This is a genomic window from Stenotrophomonas sp. GSD10 (assembly GCF_056172695.1).
Map to the genome: position 1 here is coordinate 913587 of NZ_JAOCMC010000002.1, position 22237 is coordinate 935823.

The window sequence follows — 22237 nt, forward strand, 5'->3', positions numbered from 1 at the left end:
ATGCCCGAGCTTTCCCCGCTGTCGCCCAGTGTCCGCCTGGACATCTGGTTGTGGGCGGCCCGTTTCTTCAAGACCCGCAGCCTGGCCAAGCAGGCCATCGAAACCGGCAAGGTCAGCGTGGCCGGGCAGCGCCCGAAATCCTCGCGCGCGGTGCGCGTGGGCGAGCAGCTGCAGGTGGATCGCGGCGAGGAGCATTTCGAGATCCAGGTGCTGGGCCTGAGCGATCAGCGCGGACCCGCGCCGGCCGCACAGCAGCTGTATGCCGAGAGCGAGGCGTCCAGGGCGCGGCGCGCAGAACAGCGTGCGCTGCGCATGGCCGCCCGTGACGGGTTCCAGCCACCGGAGCACAAGCCAGACAAGCGTGCGCGGCGATTGATCCGCGCCCTGGGTGACATCGACGCGCTGTGACGGTAGTTGCCCACCTTGGTGGGCGTTGTGGCTGGCTGCCAACCAAGGTTGGCATCTACCGGTTCATGGCCGCGCGGCGTGCGCTGTGCCGCGCGCGCTCAGCCACCGTTCGGCTTGCGCCCCGCAGGTTGGCTCTTCCTTCTCATGGAAGATCGCAATGCGCCTGCGCCACAGCCTGCTGTGCCTGACCCTCGCCGCTGCCCCGGCGTTCGCCGCCGACATCACCTTCTGGGATACGCCGCAGCGCGGAGGCAACAGCTTCAACGAGAACCCGCCTGACCGTGCCTACTTCCAGGCGCTGCGGGACACCGGCGCGACCTGGGTCCGGCTGAGCCCGGACAAGTGGAAAAGTGCCGGCGGCCGCGACTTCCTTATGGGCGATGCCGACCGCTACCAGGGGCTGGTACAGGCCGACGTGGCCATCCTGCGGCGTGCGCTGGATGACGCCAATGCCTCGGGCCTGAAGGTGGTACTGGTGCCGTTGTCGCTGCCCCTGCTGCGCTGGAAGCAGAAGAACAATGGCGTGGTCGACCAGCGGCTGTGGCAGTCGATGGACAACCATCTGCCGGCGCAGCGCTTCTGGCATGACCTGGCCACGGCATTGAAGGGGCATCCCGCGCTGGCGGCCTACAACCTGATCAACGAGCCGGTGCCGGAGTACGGTGCAGGCCTGGCCGAACATGCCTCAACCGATGCCATGCGACAGTGGTACGCCGGGGTGCAGGACGGTCCGCGCGATCTGCGCCGCTTCTACTCGGAGTTGATCGCCAGCATCCGCGCGGTCGATGCGGACATGCCGTTGATGCTGGATGCGGGCTGGTATGCCGCCGCCGATGGATTCAACTACTGGCCAGCGCCGTTGGCCGACGCCCGGCTGCTCTACAGCGTGCACATGTACGAGCCGTATGCGGCGACCAGTGCGCCGAACCAGAAGCGCGCCACGCCATACCGGTATCCGGGCCTGGTGCCGTTCGGTGAGCACAGTGAACGCTGGGAGGCCGCGCGCGTGCAGGCGTACCTGCAGCAGCCGATGGACTGGGCCAGGACCCACGGCATCGGCGCCAACCGCATGGTAATCGGTGAGTTCGGCTGCATGCGGCGCTGGCCGGACTGTGCCCGCTATCTGCGCGACGTGCTGGCCGTGGCCGAGCAGCAGCGGGTTCACTGGGCCTTCTACGCCTTCCGCGAAGACGGTTGGGACGGCATGGACTACGAGCTGGGCGACACGGCGCTGCCGGGCTCGTACTGGCAGGCGGTGGAGAAGGGTGAGCCTGTGCAGCCACCGCGTTCGATGCAGGCGCCGCTGTTCGCGCCGATCCTGCAGCGGTTGAAAGACGGGGCGCGTTGAGCACGCCGCCGCTGCGCCGCATGCCAACCAAGGTTGGCATCTACCGGGTCATGGCCGCCGTCGGATCGCTCTGGTAGTCGCCCACCGTGGTGGGCGACTGGATGTGCCAACCAAGGTTGGCACCTACCGAGGCACGTCAACCGTGCAGGTCGTAGCGGTCCAGCTCCATCACCCGGGTCCAGGCGGCGATGAAATCCTGCACGAACTTCTTCTCGCCATCGGCGCTGGCATAGACCTCGGCCAGTGCGCGCAGCACCGCATTGGAGCCGAACACCAGGTCGGCGCGGGTACCCGTCCAGCGTGCAGCACCGTCGTTGCGGCCACGGCCTTCATAGCTTTCACGGCCGGTGGCCTTCCACTGCGTGCCCATGTCCAGCAGGTTGACGAAGAAGTCGTTGCTGAGCGTGCCTGGGCGCGCGGTGAACACGCCGTGCTTGCCGCCGTCGGCGTTGGTACCGAGCACGCGCAGGCCGCCGACCAGTGCGGTCATCTCCGGCGCGGTCAGCGTCAGCAGCTGCGCCTTGTCGATCAGCAGCGCCTCACCCGGCACGCTGTAGGCGCCCTTCAGGTAATTGCGGAAGCCATCGGCGGCCGGCTCCAGCACCGCGAACGATTCGACGTCGGTCTGTTCCTGGCTGGCATCGGTGCGGCCCGGGGTGAACGGCACACTGACCTCATGACCACCGGCCTTGGCGGCCTGTTCGACACCCACGCCACCGGCCAGCACGATCAGGTCGGCCAGTGAGACGTGCTTGCCGCCGGCATTGAAGCTGGCCTGCACCTTTTCCAGCGCGGCCAGCACCTTGGCCAGCTGCTGCGGCTGGTTCACCGCCCAGTCCTTCTGCGGCGCCAGGCGGATGCGTGCACCATTGGCGCCGCCGCGCTTGTCCGAACCACGGAAGGTCGAGGCCGACGCCCATGCGGTGGAGACCAGCTCGGCCACGCTCAGGCCCGCTGCGGCGATCTGCTGCTTCAGTGCGGCGATGTCCCTGGCATCGATCAGCGGGTGCTGTGCTTCCGGCAGCGGGTCCTGCCAGATGAACTGTTCGGCCGGAATTTCCGGGCCGAGGTAACGCGCGCGCGGGCCCATGTCGCGGTGGGTCAGCTTGAACCAGGCGCGGGCGAAGGCATCGGCGAAGGCCTGCGGCTCGGCGAGGAACCGGCGCGAGATCTTTTCGTAGGCCGGATCCATGCGCAGCGACAGGTCGGTGGTGAGCATGGTGGGGCGGTGCTTCTTCGACGGATCGTGCGCGTCGGGAATCACCGCGTCGGCATTCTTGGCCACCCACTGGTGCGCACCGGCCGGGCTCTTGCTCAGTTCCCACTCGTTGCCGAACAGGATTTCGAAGAAGTCGTGGCTCCACTGCGCCGGGGTACGCGTCCAGGTCACTTCCAGGCCGCTGGTGATGGCATCGCCGCCCTTGCCGCTACGGAAGCTGCTGGCCCAGCCCAGTCCCTGGTTTTCCAGGCCGGCGGCTTCCGGTTCCTTGCCGACGTTGTCGGCCGGGCCGGCACCGTGGGTCTTGCCGAAGCTGTGGCCACCGGCGATCAGCGCGACGGTCTCCTCGTCGTCCATGGCCATGCGGCCGAAGGTATCGCGGATGTCATGCGCGGCCAGCACCGGATCCGGGTTGCCATCCGGGCCTTCCGGATTGACGTAGATCAGGCCCATCTGCACCGCAGCCAGCGGGTTTTCCAGCTTGCGCGAATGCACGTCGCCGTCGGCGTCGTCATCGGACACCAGCACGCCATGGTTCTCTTCAACGCCTTCCGAGCCATGCTTGTAGCGCACGTCGCCGCCCAACCAGGTGGTCTCGCGGCCCCAGTACACATCCTGGTCCGGCTCCCAGGTGTCGGGGCGGCCGCCGGCGAAGCCCAACGTCTTGAACCCCATCGATTCCAGCGCGACGTTGCCGGTGAGGATGAGCAGATCGGCCCAGGAAATGGCCTGGCCGTACTTCTGCTTGATCGGCCACAGCAGGCGCCGGGCCTTGTCCAGGCTGACATTGTCCGGCCAGCTGTTGAGCGGTGCGAAGCGCTGCTGGCCACGGCCGCCGCCGCCACGGCCGTCGCCGATGCGGTAGGTGCCGGCACTGTGCCAGGCCATGCGGATGAACAGGCCGCCGTAGTGCCCGAAGTCGGCCGGCCACCAGTCCTGCGAATCGGTCATCAGCGCCTTCAGGTCCGCCTTCAGCGCAGCGTAGTCCAGCCCCTTGAAGGCCTTGGCGTAATCGAAGCCGGCATCGAGCGGGTTGGAGCGCGCCGAATGCTGGTTGAGCAGGTCCACGCGCAACTGGTTCGGCCACCAGTCGCGGTTGGTCGTCGCGTCGCCGACGACGGCATGGTTGAACGGGCACTTCGCTTCGCTTTTCATGGGTCTCTACCTGTGGACTGGCGAAAGGTGGAATCGGGGAGGCCTGACCACCATAGGCGGCGCCTACCAATGGGTAAATTCGATTGATTCAACCGCTGCGATAGTGGATGCCTATAGATGGCCGCGCACGCCTGTGCGTGATCAGCGCTTGAGCAGGCCCGCGCCCAGCTTCATCAGATCGCTGGCTCCGAACTGGCCGTCGCCGTCCTGGTCCAGTACGCCGCCGAGCAGGCTGCCGATGCCGCCGGTCTGTTGCGTTTCCTGGCCCAGTGCCTGGCTCAGCTGGCCTGCGTTGCCGCCCTGGGCGAAGCGTTGGGCCAGGAAGGACATGACGATGGGGGCGAGGATCGCCAGCAGCTTGCCCGAGGTGCCGCTGTCGAGGCCGGTCTTCTGCCCGAGCAGTTGTGCCGCCTGCGGTTGCTGGCCACCGAATACGTGGCCGAGGATGCCGCCGCCATCGGTGGCGCCGCTGCCACCGCCGCCCATCACCGCGCCCAGGATGCCGCCCAGGTCGAAGCCGCCGCCACCGCTGTGGTCGCGCTGCAACGCGTTGAGCAGCGACTGCGCGCCCTGTGGCTCACTGGCGTTCTGTCCCATCGCACCGAGCAGCAGGGGCAGGGCGCTGCCGACCGCCTGGGTGGTCTGGCTGCTGTCCAGGCCGAGTTGCTGGGACACCTGCTGCAGGCCCTGGCCCTGCTGCAGCTGCTGGAAGAGGGATGCAGCAAGCGATTCGGTGTTCATGGCAGTCTCCGTTCTGTGAAGGAAGGACTGGCCGAGCATAACGCTGCGTGCACTACGGGAATGCGAAGGCAGCCGAGCAGGGCTCGGCGCTGCAGGATGGGGCCGATTCCAGGTAGAGCCGAGCCCAGGCTCGGCTGCTCCTGACCTGCCGACGCCGTTACAACAACGTCTTCAACCGGTACAGCGCCTCAAGCGCCTGCTTCGGGGTCAACTCGTCCGGATCGATCGCCGCCAGCGCTTCCTGCGCCTTGCTGGACGGTGCGCTGAACAGGCCGAACTGCTGCGGTGCGTCCAGTGCCTGCGGTGCCAGTTCGGCCGCGTGGCTTTCACCGCCACGCTGTTCCAGCTCGGCCAGGCGACGACGCGCCTGCGCCACGGTCGCCCGCGGCAGGCCGGCCAGCGCCGCCACCTGCAGGCCGAAGCTGCGGTTGGCCGGGCCGTCCTTGACCGCGTGCATGAACACCAGCGCCTCGCCATGCTCGACCGCGTCCAGGTGCACGTTGGCAATGCCGCTGCGGCCGCCCTCGTGCTGTTCGTCGGCCAGCGCGGTCAGTTCGAAGTAGTGGGTGGCAAACAGCGTGTAGCAGCGGTTCTGGTAGGCCAGGTGGCGGGCCACCGCGTCGGCCAGCGCCAGGCCGTCATAGGTGGAGGTGCCACGGCCGATCTCGTCCATCAGCACCAGCGAGTTCGCGCTGGCATGGTGCAGGATGTAGCTGGTTTCGGCCATTTCCACCATGAAGGTGGATTGCCCGCGCGCCAGGTCGTCGCCGGCGCCGATGCGGGTGAGGATGCGGTCGATCGGGCCGATCAATGCGCGGCTGGCCGGCACGAAGCTGCCGATGTGGGCCAGCAGCACGATCAGCGCGTTCTGCCGCATGTAGGTCGACTTGCCGCCCATGTTCGGGCCGGTGATGACCAGCATGCGATGGTCTGGATGCAGGTCCAGATCGTTGGGTTCGAACGGCTGTTCGCGCACCGCCTCGACCACCGGGTGGCGGCCGCGTTCGATCTTCAGGCACGGCTCGGCCTGCAGTTCCGGGCGTGCCCAGTCCAGCGCCTGTGCGCGCTCGGCGAAGGCGGCCAGCACGTCCAGTTCGCTCAGCGCAGCCGCACACTGCTTCAGCGGTTCCAGCCGGCTGCCCAGCGTGTCGAGCAGTTGTTCGTAGAGGTACTTCTCGCGCGACAACGAACGGTCGCGCGCGGACAGCACCTTGTCCTCGAACGCTTTCAGTTCTTCGGTGATGTAGCGCTCGGCATTGGTCAACGTCTGCCGGCGGGTGTAGTGCACCGGTGCGCGGTCGGACTGGCCCTTGCTGATTTCGATGTAGTAGCCGTGCACGCGGTTGTAGCCCACCTTCAGGGTGGGAATGCCGCTGCTTTCGCGTTCGCGCTGTTCCAGGTCGACCAGGAACTGGTCGGCGTGGGTCGACAGACGGCGCAGTTCGTCCAGTTCTTCGTCGAAGCCATCAGCCAGCACGCCGCCATCGCTCAGCTTCAGCGGTGGCATTTCGGCAATCGCACTCGCCAGCAGGTGCGCGCATTCGTCGTGCTCGCCGAGCGCGGCGTGCAGGGTCTGCAGGCGCGGCGAATCCAGCGGTGCCAGCACCTCGCGCACAGCCGGCAGCAGGCCCAGGCCATCGCGCAGGGTGGAGAAGTCGCGCGGGCGCGCCGAGCGCAGCGCCACGCGGGTGAGGATGCGCTCCAGATCGCCCAGGCGGCGGAACTGCTCGCGGATGTCGGCGTCGCTGCCGCGATCAATCAGGGTTTCCACGGCGTGATGGCGCTGCACCAGCACCTCGCGCAGGCGCAGCGGACGATGCAGCCAGCGCCGCAGCAGGCGGCCGCCCATCGGCGTCACCGTGCTGTCGAGCACGCCCAGCAGGGTGTTGCGGGTATCGCCGTCGACGCGCGTATCCAGCTCCAGGTGGCGGCGGGTGGCGGCGTTCATCGCGATCGCCTCGCCGGCGGTTTCCATCGCGATCGAGGTCAGGTGCGGCAGGCGCTGCTTCTGGGTTTCCTCCACATAGCCCAGCAGGGCGCCGGCCGCGGCGGTGGCGCGCGGCTTGTCGTCGATGCCGAAACCGCTCAGGTCATGCAGCTTGAAGAAGGCCAGCAGCTGGCGGCGGCCGCTGTCGGCGTCGAACAGCCACGGTGCGCGGCGGCGCACGCCGGTGCGCTGGCGCAGGAACTCCGGCCAGTTCTCTTCGTCGGGTACCAGCAGTTCGGCCGGCTCCAGGCGCGCCAGTTCGGCTTCCAGCGCGTCGTCGGTCTCCACTTCGTTGACCAGGAAACGACCACCGGCCAGGTCGGCCCAGGCCAGGCCGTAGCCCTGGCGGGTACGCGACAGGGCCATCAGCAGGGTGTCGCGGCGCTCGTCCAGCAGCGCCTCATCGGTGACCGTGCCAGGGGTGACGATGCGCACTACCTTGCGTTCGACCAGACCCTTGGCCAGCGCCGGATCGCCGATCTGCTCGCAGATGGCCACCGACTCGCCAAGCGCCACCAGCCGTGCCAGATAGCCCTCGTAGGCATGCACCGGCACACCGGCCATTGGGATCGGCGCGCCGCCGGAACTGCCGCGCTGGGTCAGGGTGATGTCGAGCAGGCGCGCGGCCTTGCGTGCATCGTCGTAGAACAGCTCGTAGAAGTCGCCCATGCGGAAGAACAGCAGCAGATCCGGGTAGTCGGACTTGGCTGCAAAGAACTGCTTCATCAGCGGGGTGTGTTCGGCGGACTTGTCTTTGGACATGGGACTCGTGGATCGGGGCATCCGGCCGCGCCGGAAGGCTGCGGCGGCGGAGCAGGGACAGGGCCGTCCATGGTAACTGCTGGGGCACCCGGGTGCCGGTACCGATGCCGGGCCGCAAGGCGCATCAGGCCGCTGCCGGTGCAATCTGCCGAGGGTGGCTGGGCCCCTCCACGGCGATCGCGCGTCGGGGATTTCCGGTATCCGCCTCAAGGGTATTCACTGGAATTATGAATGCGGGTATCAGGACTATTTTCCAGGCCGCTCCGCACAGTTCAGGATTCTCTTCAAGGTTTATGCAGAAAATCTCTTAAAGATTCTCCCGGTCACGCCGCCATCGATCGTACGGCCATGATCAAGGGAATTGAGATGCTCGCCTTACGCAACCTCCGTGTGGGTTCCCGGCTGGGTGCCGGGTTTGGTCTGCTGCTCCTGTTCATCCTGGCCATTGTCGGCCTGGTGCTGTATGGAAATCACCTCAAGTCCGCCCAGTTCGAAAAGGTGGTGGACGTGAACATGGTGAAGATGCGGCTGTTGAACGACATGCTCGATACCAACAACGCAATGCTGATGCACCGGCGGTTGATGGTGATCAAGCGCGGCGAGGATTTCGACAAGGATTATCAGCAGGCCCTGCAGCTGTCGCATACCTACGACGGTATATGGGCGCGTTACGTCAAGATTCCGCGCGACGCCACCGGCGATGCGCTGGTGGCGAAAATCGAGGCGGCGCGCAAGGCTACCGAGGTTTCCACCGGGCAGCTGCATGCACGCATGAAGGCCGGTGATTTCGACGGTGCCGCCCGCGAACTGCTGGCCGAGCATGGTCTGGCGACCGCGTGGAATGAATCCATTTCCGCGCTGCTGCGCCACCAGGAATCGCTGACCGCGCGCAGCCGCGAAGAATATCGCGCCACCGAGGCCTGGACCGGCACGCTGTCGATGGTATTTGGTGCACTGAGCCTGCTGCTGGGGTCATTGGCGGCCTGGGCGATTACCCGCAGCCTGACCCGCCCGCTGGCGGGGGCGGTGAAGCTGGCCGACGGTATCGCCAGCGGACGCCTGGACACCGCCATCGACGCCTCGGGCAACGATGAGGTGACCCAGCTGCTGAAGTCGATGCAGCGCATGCAGGCCCAGGTGCAGGCGGTGATGGCGGCACAGGGCGAGCTGGCCCGCCAGCACGATGCGGGAAGTCTCAGCTATCGCATGGACGAGAGCGCGTTCCCGGGCGACTACGGACGCATGGTGCACGAGACCAATGCCCTGGTGGGCTCGCACGTACAGGTGCAGAACCGCTTGATCGAGGTGATGAAGCACTACGCGCGCGGTGACTTGTCGGTGGACATGGATCCGTTGCCGGGCGAGAAGGCGGCGATCACCCAGGCCATGGACGAGACCAAGCGCAGCCTGTCGGCGATCAATGGCGAGATCCGCCGGCTGGCGACTGCAGCGGCCGCTGGCGATTTCAGCCAGCGCGGTGATGAAGCGCGCTTCTCCTACGAGTTTGGTGACATGGTGGCCGGGTTGAACCGGCTGATGCAGACCACCGACGAGAATCTGGTACAGGTCTCGACCCTGCTGCAGGCGATCTCGCGCGGCGACCTGACCGTGCGCATGGAAGGTGACTTCCATGGCGTGTTCGCGCGCATGCGGGACGACTGCAATGCCACCGTCGATCAGCTCAAGCAGATCGTCGGGCGCATCCAGTCCAGTGCATCGAGCATCACCCTGGCCGCAGGCGAGATCGCCGCCGGCAATACCGATCTGTCGCGGCGCACCGAGCAGCAGGCGGCCAACCTGGAAGAGACCGCCGCATCGATGGAGGAGCTGACGTCCACCGTCAAGCAGAACGCCGAGCACGCGCGCCAGGCCAACCAGCTGGCCATCGGCGCGCATGGCGTGGCGACGCAGGGCGGCGATGTGGTCGGCCAGGTGGTAATCACGATGTCCGCCATCGAAGCCGCTTCGAAAAAGATCGCCGAGATCATCAGTGTGATCGATGGCATCGCCTTCCAGACCAACATCCTGGCGCTCAACGCGGCGGTGGAGGCCGCGCGTGCCGGTGAGCAGGGCCGTGGCTTTGCGGTCGTCGCCAGCGAAGTGCGCACGCTGGCGCAGCGCTCGGCGGGGGCGGCCAAGGAGATCAAGGGGCTGATCGAGGATTCGGTGGGCAAGGTGGCCGATGGGTCGGCGCTGGTACGCCAGGCGGGCACCACCATGGGCGAGATCGTGGCCTCGGTGCAGCGCGTGACCGACATCATGGCCGACATTTCCGCGGCCTCGCAGGAGCAGAGTTCGGGCATCGAGCAGGTCAACCAGGCGGTGGTGCAGATGGACGAGACCACGCAGCAGAATGCAGCGCTGGTGGAAGAAGCCAGTGCCGCCGCACGCTCGATGGCGGAGCAGGCCAACCTGCTGTCCGAGGCTGTGGCCGTGTTCCGAACCGGTGCGTTGGCTGCGGCCACATCGGTTCCGCGCGCGCTGGCCGCAGTGGCCGCCTCGGTCGCGCCGGTGCGACGACCGGCGGCGCTGTCGCCACGCATCGAGCAGACGTTGGCCGCCAATGCAGGTGGCTGGGAAGAGTTCTAGCGGTAGCACATGCCGGCAGGGAGACGGCGCCCATCGCGATGGCTGATCGCGGTGGGCGCACCTTTGTTCCTGAACGCGGCATGGCCGATCAGGTGGCGGACACGCGCATTTCACTTCCGGTTGTCGCCCTCGGGAGGAGACTTGCGACATACCGCAACCTTGGAGATGGCCATGAAGACCTCGACCCGATTGCTTGTGCTGGGCACGCTGCTGGCGGCATCGTCGGTGGCCGGAGCCCAGACCTATGGCCCGCGCGATGAGGGACGCCGTTTCAACGATGGCAGCCGCGTGGTCTGCAAGAACGTGGAAGTGCAGCGCAACTCGCGCGATCCCAACCGTATTGCCGGCACGGCGACCGGTGCGGTGATTGGTGGCCTGCTGGGCAACCAGGTGGGTGGCGGCAACGGCAAGAAGCTCGCCACCGTGGCTGGTGCCGTGGCCGGTGGTGCGGCGGGCCGGCAGATCCAGGGCAACAGCCAGCAGAAGAACGGCGATCGCGTGGTCGAACGCCGCTGCGAGCGCGTCTACCGCTGATTGCCTGCACCCGCGCAGCCCCTTCCGCAGCATTGCGCAGTACGTAGGTTCCGAACGCCGGCCCCGTGCCGGCGTTCGTCGTTGAGTGGTCCCGTATCGCGGGGCGCGGCGCGGTGTCTATACTGCGCCGACCTCAACGGATGAACGCCCTGTGAACGAATCACCCCTGGCTGAGTCGCGCGCGCCGGTTGCCGAGGTCGATCCAGCACCGGAAGCGACAGCGCGCTTCGGCCGCCTGCGTGAGCGCACCGATGAGCTGGAATTGTTCATCTCCGGCCTGCTGGCGTTCGCACTGTTGGCGGTGCCCGGCTACCTGTTCGATGCCTGGGCGCGCAGCAGCCTGCACACCGAAGGCATGTACTTCCAGGTGCTCTGGTTTGGTTTCAGCATCAGCGTCGGCATGTGCTACGTACTGGCGGTGGCGCTGATCGCGCACCTGACCGTGCGCGGCTACTGGATCGGGCTGATCGGGTTGAAATCGCACTTTCCCAAGGGCATCGACTGGGAGCGGCTGCAGCAGATGGGCCCGGTGTCGCGTGCGTTCCTCAAGGCCCGCGACGGCGGCCTGGACGGCAGCATCGAGCGCGCCGACCGCCTGGCCACGCTGCTTTTCTCCACCACGCTGCTGGCGGTGCAGACGCTGGCGGGCACCCTGGTGGTCGCCGTGCTCACGCTGTGCGCGGCGATGGCGATCGGCGCACTGGCCGGGGGGCGGAGCGCGTCGGCATGACGGTGGTGGCAACGGTGCTGACCAGCCTGTTCGCACTCGCGCTGGTGCCGGCGGTGCTGGAACGTGCCATTGCACGCCGGCAGCGGCGTGGCCAGTCCTCCGACCGTCAGCAGCGCTGGCTGCAACGTTTTCTGGGGGCCATGCAGCGTGTTCCTCTGCTGCGTCTGATGCAGGCGATGCAGTTGACGTTGCAGAGCAACCTGCGCTCGCGCTCGTTCATGGTGGCCTACCTGCTGGCGGTGATGGTGGCGATGGTGCTGGGCGGGGTGCAGGTGCTGGGTTCGCTGAAGTTCTCGCTGTTCAACCGTTATCAGGTGATGACCGATGAAGCGGTCGAACACGGCATGCTGAGTGCGCACTACGAGTCGCTGCGCTCCGCGCACGATCAGCTGTTGCCGTATCCGATGATTCCGTCCGACACGATCAGTGGTGCGCGACTGCGCGTGTTCATTCCGCATCGGCCGCAGCGTGACAACCCGCTGGCGCGCCAGCACTGCACCGCGCTGCCGGGCGCTCGCAACGAAGCGACCGGCATGCAGGCGGCCAATACGGCAGTGGAGTGCCTGTCGCGGCTATGGCAGGTGCAGCTGGACGGTACGCCGGTGGATCTGCACGATTTCATGCCGATGGAGCGTCGCGACCTCGACATGCGTGGCCTGGTGGGCTATCTGCCAACGGCAGGGCTGGCGCCGGGGCGGCATGATCTGTCGCTGGTATGGAATGCGGAGGGCGGCACGCGCGGAGGCGATCGTCGCCGCGAGTACCGCATCCCGTTCTGGTACGCCCCAGACCCCTGAGAAAGGGGACGGAGGGGATTAAGTCGCAATCGCCGAATCTTGCCGTTTACGACTTAATCCCCTCCGTCTCCTTTTGGGCGAGGAGGCGGTGGGCGGCGAGGCTGCCGTAGACCACGAGCAGGGCGGTGAGGGTGATCAGTTCGTGGCTGACGTCGGCCAGGCGGGCGTCCATCTGGTTCAGGCGCACCATCAGGTTGATGCCGGAGGTGGTCGGCAGCAGCTGCGCCAGCCAGACCAGCGGTTGCGGCGTCATCACTGCCGGCCACGACAGGTTGGCCAGGAAGAACAGCGGGATCGAGGTGGCGATGATGTACTGGAACGCGCGTTCGCGGGTGCGGAAGAAGCTGCCGACGAACAGGCCGAACGCCACCGTGGCGGCGATGAACAAGGTGCCCCCAGCAGCTGGCCCAGCGGATTGCCGCCGCGCGGATAGTCCTGCACCCAGGCGGTGAAACCGGCGTAGTAGAACAGCCCGAACAGACCGATCAGGCCGAAGCCCAATGCCATGCCGGTCAGCGTCGGCAGGTCGAAGCGCAGTCGCCGCCCCAGCGCGAGGCGGCGGCCGCCGAGCAGCACGCCGATGCCCATCAGCAGGGTCTGGTGCACGATCAGCTCGGCCACGCCGGGCACGATGGCGCTGCCATAGCCTTCCTGGGTGTTGTACAGCGGGCGCTGCACCAGCGTGACCGGCGGTGCCTGCGGTGCGCCCATGAAGGCGGCCTGTCCGACCACCGCATCCCGCCCGAACGCGCCCAGTGCATCGGCCACGCTGCCCAGCACCCAGCTGGCGCGGCCCAGGTAGGCGCCGTTGCCGAGCAGCACCAGCTTGGCCGGGTGCCCACGCAGGATGTCGCGCTCCAGGTTGGCCGGGATCAGCACGATGCCCTCGGCGTGGCCGGCTTCCAGCTGCTGGCGTGCGCTGTCGATGTCGGCCGGTTGTCCGACCACACGGGCAACCCGCAGCGCGTCGAGCTTGCGCAGCAGTTCGCGGCTGGTGGCGCTGTGGTCTTCGTCCACTACCAGCACCGGCAGGTTGCCGGCCACCTGGTGGCGATACGCGGCCGGGTAGAAGAACGAGTACAGGATGACCGCACCGACCATCACCACGATCGCGTAGCGGTCGCACAGCACCGCCATCAAGGTCTGCCGCAGGCTGCGCCACACTGCACTCATGCGTCGGCCCCCGCAGGCTGTGCGGCTTCGGGCGTACGCGAGAAGGCGATCAGGCGCATTCCGCCGATGCCGCCCGCCACCAGGGACATCAGCAGCAGCGTAGCCAGTGGCCACAACGAGACCAGCAGCGGCGAGCCGACGAACTGCTGCTGGGTCTGCAGCTTGATGTAGGCACTGAGCGGCAGCAGCTGATGCCAGACACGGGTGAACAACGGACCGTCCAGCACCGGGAAGGTGGCGCTGGAGAACGCCAGCGCGGTGCCGATGCTGAGGCCCACGGCGGACAGTGCGGTGCCCATGTCGCGGGTGATGCCGACGAAGAACAGCGCGTAGGCGGCGGTGGCGAGGTAGAACAGCGGCTGCGCGAGCAACAACAGCAGCACGCTGCCGGCCACGCCATCGCCGCGCAACCAGGCGAGGTAGCCCAGCCCGAGCGCGCCATACAGCGAGAACAGCAGGATGTACGACGCGACCTTGCCGGCAATCGCCGACCATGGCGTGCCGCCCAGCCAGGCGGGCAGGGTGCCATCGCGGATCTCGCGGCCGAGGCTGCCGGCCACGGCCAGTGCCAGCACCAGCGACAGCGCCGCCGGGAAGATCAGCGGCAGCAGGAACAATTCGTAGCTGCGTGCCGGGTTGTAGAGGATGTCCGACTGCACCGCGATCGGTGCGGCACGCAGTTTGCCCGGGCCGACCTGCAGGCCGATGCGCTCGCGCAGCAGGCGTGCGTTCCAGGCCGAGACCGCATCGCCGATATCACGCGCGGCGGACTGCCCGGTGGTCATGTAGGTGGCGTTGTAATAGGCGAACACCGTTCCCTGGCGGCCACGCAGCGCCTGGCGGGTGACATCGCGCGGCACCAGCACGATCGCGAACACGTCCAGGCGGCGCAGCTGCGAACGCGCGTCCTCCATGTCCGTAGGCTGGCTGGCGATGCGTACGCCGGGGCTGGCATCGAGCATGCGCAGCAACAGCCGGCTGTCGCTGCTGTGGTCGAGGTCGACCACGGCAATGGGGATATCGCGCATCACCGACGGGGTGAACATCCACGCCATCACCACCAGCATCAGCAGCGGCAGCAGGGTGACCAGCATCAGGTCGGCACGGTTGCCGCGCAGCGCACGCAGCTCGCGCCGCCACGAAGCGGCGAAGCCGTCGCGGTCGGGGCTCAGTGCTGGGGCCATGCGAACAGCACGCTCATGCCGGGGCGGAAGCCCTCGATGCGGCGTACCGGGCGCACCCGCACCTCGAAGCTGCGAACGTCGTAGCCGGACGACTGGCGGGTGGTACGCCAGGTTGCATAGTCACCGGCCGGGTTGATGAAATAGACCTCGAACTCGCCGTCCTGCCCAAGCGCCGGCACGTTGCCGCGCAGCTTGCTGCCGACCTTCAGGCCCTGCATCTGCGATTCGCGCAGGTTCATCGCCACCCACATGCGATCGATGTCGACCAGGGTGAACACCGGGTAGCCGGCCGGCACCAGTTCGCCCGGGTCGGCCATGCGCTTGTTGATCTCGCCCGCCACCGGCGCGCGCCCTTCCACTTCGGCACGTGCGGCGTTGACCTCGGCCACCGCGCCCTGCGCCTGCTGCACCTGGCCCTGCGCGGCGCGCTTGTCCTGCTCGCGCGCGCCGGCCAATGCCATGTCGTACTGCGCGCGGGCGGCACGCGCCAGTTCGCGCGAACTGGTGGCCTGGGCATGCGCTTCATCGCGCTTCTGCCGGGTCATCACCCCTTCGTTGAACAGGTTCTGCACGCGCTGGTAGGTGGCCTCGGCCAGCGTCGCACCGGCTTCGGCGCGCTTCCAGTTTGCTTCGGCGGCGCGGATGTCTTCGCTGCGCGCGCCTTCGTCGGCCTTGTCGGCCACTGCCTGTGCGGCGGCCAGGGCGCCGTGTGCCTGCTGTTCCTTGGCGGCGACCTCGGGGCTGTCGAGCAGGAACAGCACCTGCCCGGGCTGCACGCGGTCACCCTCGCGTACCTTCAGTTCGGCCACGCGCGCGGTGATCTTGGCGGCCACGTTGATGGTGTCCGCATCGGCCATGCCCTGGATCTGGTCGGCCGGGCTGCGCCAGGCCAGCCACAGGCCGAGCACCACCACGACCAGCAATACCACCACCAGGATCGGTCCCAGCCGGCGCTTGCCGGGGGCGTCGTCGCTTCGTCGTGCAGCACATCACTCATGGTTGATCACCTCGTCCGCACGCCGCCGGAACTCTTCGAAACGGTCCATCTGTCCACTGATCTCCAGCAACTGTGCCAGCGCAATATCGTATTGGTAGGCAGCCTGCGCACGCTCGACACGGGCGCCACCGAGGCCGAGCCGCGCGTCGATCACATCCAGCGAGGTGGCCTGGCCTTCGCGGAACGCCAGTTCCTGCAGGCGCAGGTTTTCCTGTGCCTGGGCGATGCTGCTGTCGAGCAGCACGAACTGCTGGCGCGCGGTTTCAAGTTCGTTCCAGGCCTTGCGCACGCCCAGCGCGACCTGGTTCTCGGCCTCGCGCAGGCCGGCTTCGGCCTGTTCCTGTTGTGCACGCGCGGCGCTGATCTGCGCCGGCCGCGAGTTCGGTGACAGGAAGGTGTACTTCAGGCCGATACCGAACGCCCAGTCCGGATCGGTCAGCATTTCGTCGCGACGGCGGAAGTCGTACTGGCCGAAGGCGAAGATCTGCGGCTTCAGCTTGGCCTGCTGTACGCGCACGCCTTGTTCGGCCTGGGTCACCATTGCGCGCAACCGCGCGATCTGCGGTTGCCGTGCCTGCGCGGTGCGCTCGAAGCTGGCGACGGGGGCCAGCGGCGCGCGCTGCACGAACAGCGGCGACACCGGCTGCACCTCGCCGCCACTGCGCAGCAGCGTGGACAGCGCGGCCTTCAGCGTGGCCAGGTCGTTCACCGTCTTCTGGTATTCGCGCTCGGCCTTGTCGCGGGCCACGGTGGCCTGCAGGCGCTGCGCACGGGTGGCGAAGCCCGCGCGTTCCAGCTTCTCGGCGTCGGACAGGTGACGGTTGAGGCCATCGCGCACATCGCGGCGCACGTCCACCGCTTGCTCGGCCAGGCGCTGGCCGAAATAAGCCTGGGCCAGCTGCACGGTCAGCGACTGGCGTTGCGCTTCGCGCTCGGCGGCGGCCTGTTCGTGGGCAGCGCTGGCGGCACGCTGCGCGGCCGGGATTACACCACCGGTGTACAGCGGCAGCACCGCAGTCACCACCGGACGGGTGCGCCAGTCGCGTTCGGTGAACGACAGCGGCGAGTCGATGCCGTAGGCCTCGGCCACCGGCGCCAGCGAGCCCAGCGGCAGGGTAAGGGTCTTCTGGAACTGCAGGCGGCGCACTTCGCCGGTGATCTCCGGCAAGCGCAGCAGACGCGTCGCCTCCTGCAGGTCCTGTTTGTTGCGTACCGCTGCATCGGACGCGGCCAGCGCATCGGAGACCTGCTCCAGCCGTTGCCGCGCCTGTTCCCAGTCCAATGCCGGTGCATCGGCGGTGTTGTCCTGCGCCGGCGCAGCCAGCGGCAGGCAGGCCAGCAGGGCCAGCGCCAGGGCGGCCTTCGCGCGCTGCGTCCTTGTACGTCGGCCGATCACGCCCATGCCGTCCCAATGGTGAAGAAGTGCGCAAACGGTAGTGCGCAAGGCGTGAAGCCCGGGTCTGCGGTCATCGTGTGGTCCTCAACGAAGGGTGCCGCTGGCGGCGCTGCACAGCGCCAGGGTGATGTGCTGCAGCGTGCTTGAACGCACGGCGGCATGCTGCCAGTACAACGGCACATCGAGCCAGCGGCGGGGTTCCAGTACCACCACGCGGCCGCCGTGCACGGCAGGTGCGACCAGCGTTTCCGGGGCCATGCCCCAGCCGAGTCCGCATGCCGCGGCTTCGACGAAACCGGTGGAGGAGGGTAGGTAGTGTAGCGGTGGCTGCAGCCGCGCGCGGGTCAGTCGCCGCACGAAGCGCCACTGCAGTTCATCCTTGCGGTTGAACACCAGCATCGGTGCGCGTGCCAGCGCCGCCGCCTGCATGCCCTCGCCGAAATACTGGCGTGCGAACCCCGGCGAGGCGATGGCGAGGTAGCGCATGGCACCGAGCGGGTGCACGTTGCAGCCCTTCACCGGTTGGCTTTCGGCGGTGACCGCGCCGAGCACGCTGCCATCGCGCAGCAGGTCCAGGGTGTGGTCCTGGTCGTCCATGCGCAGGTCGAACAGGTAACCATGACGTTGGTGCAGGTTGGCGATGGCCGGCACGAACCAGGTATCGAGCGAATCGTCATTGACCGCCAGCGGAATCGGCGTGCGCGTGGTGTCGTTGCCGCGCTCGGGCAGCAGCTCGGCCAGCGCCTCGGCCTCCAGCGCCTGCATTGGCCGTACCCGGCGCAGCAGCACCTCGCCAGCGGCCGTCGGGCGACAGGGCGCCTGGCGCACCAGCAGCACCTGGCCCAGCCGGTCCTCCAGTGCCTTGATCCGTTGCGACAGGGCCGAGGGGCTGATCGACAGGCGGCGTGCAGCGGCCTCGAAACTGCCTTCCTCCAGCACCGCGGCGAATGCGGCCAGTTGCGGATGTACCAGGTCCATGCGCGAGCCTCTTCAGTTTTTCTGCACAGGATAAAGAAAAACAGATTGTCTTAACCGGCCATTGGCCGCACCCTGCGCGTCCCTTCGTTGCCGGGTCTGTCCCGATGTGGATCGCCGCTACCGCCGCCGGACTGTTCGCAGGGGCCGGCCTGATCATCGCCATCGGCGCGCAGAATGCCTTCGTGCTGCGCCAGGGGCTGCAACGCCGCCATGTCGGAACGGTGGTGCTGGCCTGTGCGGGCGCGGACATCGCACTGATCCTGGCGGGCGTGGGCGGCATGGGTGCACTGGTGATGCGGTGGCCGCTGCTGCTGCAGGTGCTGCGTTTCGGCGGTGCCGCGTTCCTGCTCTGGTATGGCCTGCAGGCCGGGCTGCGCGCCTGGCGCGGTGGCAGTGCGCTGGCGGCGTCCGCGACGCAGGCGGGCAGCCGGCGCCAGGTGCTGCTGACCTGCCTGGCCTTCACCCTGCTCAATCCACACGTCTACCTGGATACCGTGGTGCTGCTGGGCAGCCTGTCCACGCGCTACCCGGGCGAGCTGCGCTGGGCGTTCGCTGCCGGTGCCTGCGTGGCCAGCGTGATCTGGTTCTGTGCGCTGGGCTATGGCGCGCGGCTGCTGCAACCGATGTTCCGCAATCCCACCGCCTGGAGGGTGCTGGACGCGGGTGTGGCGATGTTCATGTTCTGCCTGGCCACGCTGCTGTTGCTGCGCCCGCTCTAGGCGGCATCATCCAGCGCGCACAACGGCGCTTCGCCGGGGCGCAGGGTCAGCACGCGCACACCCTGTGAGGTCACCGCCACGGTGTGTTCGAACTGTGCCGACAGCTTGCCGTCGCGGGTGTAGACCGGCCATTCGTCCGCTTGCTGGCGGATCGCCGGCTTGCCCTGGTTGAGCATCGGTTCGATGGTGAACACCATGCCTTCCTCCAGCGCCATACCGGTGTTGGGGTGGCCGTAGTGCAGGATCTGCGGTTCCTCGTGCATTTCCTGGCCGATGCCGTGTCCGCAGTATTCCTTCACCACGCTGTAGCCGTGGCTGCGCGCGTGGCGGGCGATGGCGTGGCCGATGTCGCCCAGGCGCGCGCCGGGGCGTACGGCGGCGATGCCTTTCCACATCGCCTGGTAGGCGGTCTGCACCAGCCGGCGCGCGGCGTAGTCGACCTCACCGACCAGGTAGGTGGTGCTGGAATCAGCGATGTAGCCGTTCTTTTCAAGGGTGATGTCGAGGTTGACGATCTGGCCGCTGCGCAGCACGTCGGTGGTGCTGGGCACCCCGTGGCAGATGACGTTGTCGATCGAGGTGTTGAGCACATACGGGAAGCCGTACTGGCCCTTGCTGGCCGGGCGCGCCTGCAGTTCGTCGACGATCATGCGCTCGACGAAATCGTTGATCTGCATCGTGCTGCGGCCTTGCAGCGGCAATTGATCGAGCGCAGCAAACACCTGCGCCAGCAGTCGGCCGGACTCGGCCATCAGCGCGATTTCGTGAGGCTGCTTGATCATCGCCATGTCAGGCCCGCCCGGGCGCCAGCGCCTGCGGCTGTACCCCGGCCGCGCGCAGTTCGCTGGCGACGATGTCCTGGAAGCTCAGCGTCGGGTTCATCTCGCACAGCATGCCGACCCGGATCCAGAAGTTGGCCTGGGCGTTGATCGAGCGGCTGGAGACGGTACAGGCACGGCGTAGCTGGTCGTGCAGGGTGTCATCAATGTTGACGATGCCCATGGGCGATCCTGATGGGGTGGATATACGAAGCGTATATGGTTCGTATATCCACCTCAAGTCCCCGCCGTTCAGCCGGCGTCGGTGGCAAAGCGCAGGCGGTTGCCGTCGGGGTCGCGCAGCAGCATCTCCCGGCTGCCCCACTCGGTGTCATGCGGGGGCTGCTCGATCGGCACGCCGGCCGCGCTGAAGGCGCGGTGCAGGGCATCGACATCCTCAACGATGAAGTACACCGCGCCGCCGACTTCGCAGTCGCCGCTGTGCTCGGTGAGGAAGATCGTCTGGCCGTCGCGGGTGAGCTGTGCGAACAGCGGGAAGCCGGGTTCGAAGCGATGTTCCCAGTCGACCACGAAGCCCAGCCCCTGCACGTAGAAGGGCAGGGTGGTGTCGGCGTGGCGCATGCGCAGCTGCGGGATGACGGTCTGGGGCATGGCGGCGGCTCCGAGGTGGGAACCCAGTGTAGTGCCGGCCGCTGGCCGGCATTCTCGTGAGCCTGGGAACCACGCGGTTGCCGGCCAGCGGCCGGCACTACCGAAGGATGGTCGGCCGGCACCCGCAGTCAGCAGGCCGTCGGCACGGCGGCCATCGCCGCCAGCAGTTCGCGGTTCACCTGCTGGTGCCGGGCCTGCCACACGGGAAGATCGTCGGCACGGATGTCGGGCTGGCCATCCAGCGATGACAACCAGCGCTTGAAGCGGCTGCGGTAATTGGCCAGCGAGACTTCGCCGGTGATGTCACTGCCGACCAGGCCGCCGGCGCGCAACGCTTCGATTACCACCAGTGCGTCTTCCAGCTGGAACCGGCCCTGGTCCCAGTTGCTGCGGGCCACATCTTCGGCAAACACATCCTTGTCGATGGACAGGTAGGTCGGTTGTGGCGATTTGGCCTGCTCGGCGGCGAACGCCGCCACCAGCGCCTCGGGGTTCTCGAAGCGGCGGAACGCCTGGCCCATGCCGAGGCGATGGCCCCAGCTCACGTCCACGTCCATGCACCAGTAGGTCAGGCGGCCGCCCATCAGCGGGCGCCAGTGGTTTTCCCAGGCATGGCCGAGGCCGATATCGCTGGAGGTGATGCCCAGCACGTGAATGTGGGAGATCTGCGGCAGCTTGCTGGCGGCGTTCACCCATGAACCGCAGTGCATGCCGAACGGAAAGCGCATGTTGTCCGGATGGTTGTCCAGCACCACCAGCTGGAACGGCGGTTGTGTGCGCATGCGCTGCAGCAGCGGCAGGCTGAGATGGTGGAAGTCGCCACTGCCGAGCATCACCGTGCCGAGCTGCGCAGGAAGCAGCGCCAGCACTTCTGCGCTGAAACGCGCCAGGGTGCTGTTGCTGCAGGCGAAGCGCAGCGGGTCGTGCCAGCGCGGCAGCGCCACGGTCTGTGCCTGCGGCAGCGGCAGCACGCCACCGTCCAGATCCAGGATCAGCGGAGAACGCAACGGCATCGCTCAACCGCCTCCATCCGGTTCGCCCTGCAGATGCGGGGCCAGCCTGCGCAATGCGGCGCGCAGCAGCGGGGAGCGTGCGTGGATTGCGTGCCGGGTGGAGGTGAAGCGGGCGCCCAGTTCGGCCTTGATCCGCGAATCGGTCCAGCCCGCTACGTAGTGGCTGAGGCCGTGCTGCAGGGCGTACTCGAGGTTGTGCATCCAGCTGACCGCGTACAGGTTGTGCTCGCGCGATTGCGGATAAGCCAGGCCGATGTACTTGTCCACCAGCTTGCCGGCGTGCACGTAGCACAGGTTCCAGCCGATCAACCGGCCCTGGTGGCGATACAGGAACATCCGCCCCTGGCCCAGGCTGTCGGCCAGCAGGTGCTGGAAGTAGGGCAGGTCGAGCTGGTCGAAATGCACCGCGCTCTGCGCGTATACGCCCAGGTACAGCGCATGCAGTTCGGCCTGCAGCTGCGGATCGGCCAGGGCCGGGTCACCGGTGGCGATGCAGTCGATCTGCAACTCATCGCGCGAGCGCAGCTTGCGCCGGATGTTCTTGCGGCGCGAGGACGACAGGCGGCCGAGATAGCCGTCGAGCGAATCGAAATCGATCGCCACCCAGGCCAGCGGCATGCCCTCCAGTTCGACGAAGCCACGCGCCAGCAGCGCCTGCAGGAAGGCGCAGCTGTGTGCATTGGCGGCGTCATCCAGCAGCGGTGAATCGATCGCCAGATCCTTGACGACCAGCAGCCGGGTATCGCCGATCGCGTGACGCGCCACGTCCTCGGCCAGTGCCTCCGGCGCGATGTGTGCCGGCAGCGGGGTGTACTCGGTGCTGGTGGCACCGACGAAGCGGGTCTTCCAGGTGATCCACGGCCGCCACAGGCGCGACAGCGGCAGGCCGAGCAGCGTGCTGCGCAGCGCGTCGTCCATCGTGGTGGTCAGGTCCAGCGGCGCACGGAAGGTTGGCAGGCCGCTGGGCAGGCGGCTCGCTTCGAAACCGAGCGGCGGGTGGGCCAGGAAACCCTCCAGCAGCGCGGCCGGTTCCAGCGCGGTGCTGGAGGCGCGTGACGTCATCTCCATCGGCACGGG

The 22237-nt window shown here is 67.6% G+C and carries 18 protein-coding genes and 2 pseudogenes; 7 read left to right on the forward strand and 13 right to left on the reverse strand.

Going from position 1 to position 22237, the window contains the following annotated elements; genetic code table 11:
• Together N4G47_RS04435 and N4G47_RS04440 are read left to right on the forward strand one after the other, a co-directional pair.
• Complete coding sequence (locus N4G47_RS04435; protein WP_475285466.1) at nt 1-408, forward strand: RNA-binding S4 domain-containing protein; 408 nt, start codon at nt 1-3, stop codon at nt 406-408.
• Between the two features lie 157 nt (nt 409-565).
• Entirely contained in the window at nt 566-1756 is a 1191-nt protein-coding gene (locus tag N4G47_RS04440) for a glycoside hydrolase family 5 protein (protein WP_475285467.1), read from the forward strand.
• A gap of 136 nt (nt 1757-1892) precedes the next feature.
• Here N4G47_RS04440 and katG read toward each other — a convergent pair whose 3' ends face one another.
• The 3 genes from katG to mutS all read right to left on the reverse strand — a co-directional run bounded on the left by katG (nt 1893) and on the right by mutS (nt 7620).
• Nucleotides 1893-4130: a catalase/peroxidase HPI gene (katG, locus tag N4G47_RS04445; protein WP_475285469.1), complete on the reverse strand. Its 2238-nt coding sequence runs from the start codon at nt 4128-4130 to the stop codon at nt 1893-1895.
• Nucleotides 4131-4271: 141 nt separating this feature from the next.
• Complete coding sequence (locus N4G47_RS04450; protein WP_475285471.1) at nt 4272-4871, reverse strand: DUF937 domain-containing protein; 600 nt, start codon at nt 4869-4871, stop codon at nt 4272-4274.
• A 157-nt stretch (nt 4872-5028) separates the two neighbouring features.
• Nucleotides 5029-7620: a DNA mismatch repair protein MutS gene (gene mutS, locus N4G47_RS04455; protein ID WP_475285473.1), complete on the reverse strand. Its 2592-nt coding sequence runs from the start codon at nt 7618-7620 to the stop codon at nt 5029-5031.
• 366 nt (nt 7621-7986) lie between these two features.
• Between mutS and N4G47_RS04460 the strand changes: the two genes are divergently transcribed.
• The 4 genes from N4G47_RS04460 (at nt 7987) to N4G47_RS04475 (ending at nt 12270) form a co-directional block, all read left to right on the forward strand.
• A complete protein-coding gene (locus tag N4G47_RS04460) occupies nt 7987-10209 on the forward strand; it encodes a methyl-accepting chemotaxis protein (RefSeq protein ID WP_475285475.1) in 2223 nt (740 codons plus the stop codon).
• A 165-nt stretch (nt 10210-10374) separates the two neighbouring features.
• A complete protein-coding gene (locus tag N4G47_RS04465) occupies nt 10375-10743 on the forward strand; it encodes a glycine zipper 2TM domain-containing protein (protein WP_014646414.1) in 369 nt (122 codons plus the stop codon).
• A gap of 151 nt (nt 10744-10894) precedes the next feature.
• Nucleotides 10895-11473 (forward strand): hypothetical protein, encoded by a 579-nt coding sequence (locus tag N4G47_RS04470; RefSeq protein ID WP_475285477.1) that lies wholly within the window; start codon nt 10895-10897, stop codon nt 11471-11473.
• Nucleotides 11470-12270: a hypothetical protein gene (locus tag N4G47_RS04475; RefSeq protein WP_475285479.1), complete on the forward strand. Its 801-nt coding sequence runs from the start codon at nt 11470-11472 to the stop codon at nt 12268-12270. The genes N4G47_RS04470 and N4G47_RS04475 overlap by 4 nt, the downstream gene beginning before the upstream one ends.
• A 46-nt stretch (nt 12271-12316) precedes the next feature.
• On the opposite strand, the pseudogene N4G47_RS04480 reads toward N4G47_RS04475, so the two are convergent.
• From N4G47_RS04480 to N4G47_RS04500, 5 genes and pseudogenes are all read right to left on the reverse strand, one after another.
• Nucleotides 12317-13443: pseudogene (locus N4G47_RS04480) on the reverse strand (ABC transporter permease).
• The gene (locus tag N4G47_RS04485; RefSeq protein WP_475285481.1) at nt 13440-14627 is read right to left on the reverse strand and encodes an ABC transporter permease; all 1188 of its coding nucleotides are present in this window, start codon (nt 14625-14627) and stop codon (nt 13440-13442) included. Before N4G47_RS04485 ends, N4G47_RS04480 begins: the two are co-directional and overlap by 4 nt.
• A pseudogene (locus N4G47_RS04490) lies at nt 14612-15624 on the reverse strand (HlyD family secretion protein). Before N4G47_RS04490 ends, N4G47_RS04485 begins: the two are co-directional and overlap by 16 nt.
• Nucleotides 15617-17026 carry a TolC family protein gene (locus tag N4G47_RS04495; protein ID WP_475285483.1) on the reverse strand — a complete coding sequence of 470 codons (1410 nt, stop codon included), beginning with the start codon at nt 17024-17026 and terminating at the stop codon, nt 15617-15619. Before N4G47_RS04495 ends, N4G47_RS04490 begins: the two are co-directional and overlap by 8 nt.
• Nucleotides 17027-17104: 78 nt before the next feature.
• Nucleotides 17105-17998, reverse strand: coding sequence for a LysR family transcriptional regulator ArgP (locus N4G47_RS04500; RefSeq protein WP_475285485.1), 894 nt, complete (start codon nt 17996-17998; stop codon nt 17105-17107).
• Between the two features lie 104 nt (nt 17999-18102).
• Between N4G47_RS04500 and N4G47_RS04505 the strand changes: the two genes are divergently transcribed.
• Nucleotides 18103-18717, forward strand: coding sequence for a LysE/ArgO family amino acid transporter (locus N4G47_RS04505; protein WP_475285487.1), 615 nt, complete (start codon nt 18103-18105; stop codon nt 18715-18717).
• Here the strand turns inward: N4G47_RS04505 and map are convergent.
• From map to N4G47_RS04530, 5 genes are all read right to left on the reverse strand, one after another.
• Nucleotides 18714-19499 (reverse strand): type I methionyl aminopeptidase, encoded by a 786-nt coding sequence (map, locus tag N4G47_RS04510; RefSeq protein ID WP_475285489.1) that lies wholly within the window; start codon nt 19497-19499, stop codon nt 18714-18716. The two genes, N4G47_RS04505 and map, sit on opposite strands and share 4 nt — an antisense overlap.
• Before the next feature lie 7 nt (nt 19500-19506).
• The gene (locus N4G47_RS04515) at nt 19507-19719 is read right to left on the reverse strand and encodes a ParD-like family protein (RefSeq protein WP_006425741.1); all 213 of its coding nucleotides are present in this window, start codon (nt 19717-19719) and stop codon (nt 19507-19509) included.
• Nucleotides 19720-19787: 68 nt separating this feature from the next.
• Nucleotides 19788-20147, reverse strand: a complete 360-nt coding sequence (locus N4G47_RS04520; RefSeq protein WP_475285491.1) for a bleomycin resistance protein — start codon at nt 20145-20147, stop codon at nt 19788-19790.
• 128 nt (nt 20148-20275) lie between these two features.
• On the reverse strand, nt 20276-21160 hold the full coding sequence (locus N4G47_RS04525; RefSeq protein WP_475285493.1) for an arginase family protein: 885 nt from the start codon (nt 21158-21160) through the stop codon (nt 20276-20278).
• Between the two features lie 3 nt (nt 21161-21163).
• Nucleotides 21164-22228, reverse strand: a complete 1065-nt coding sequence (locus tag N4G47_RS04530; protein WP_475285495.1) for a GNAT family N-acetyltransferase — start codon at nt 22226-22228, stop codon at nt 21164-21166.
• Nucleotides 22229-22237: the final 9 nt, after the last annotated feature.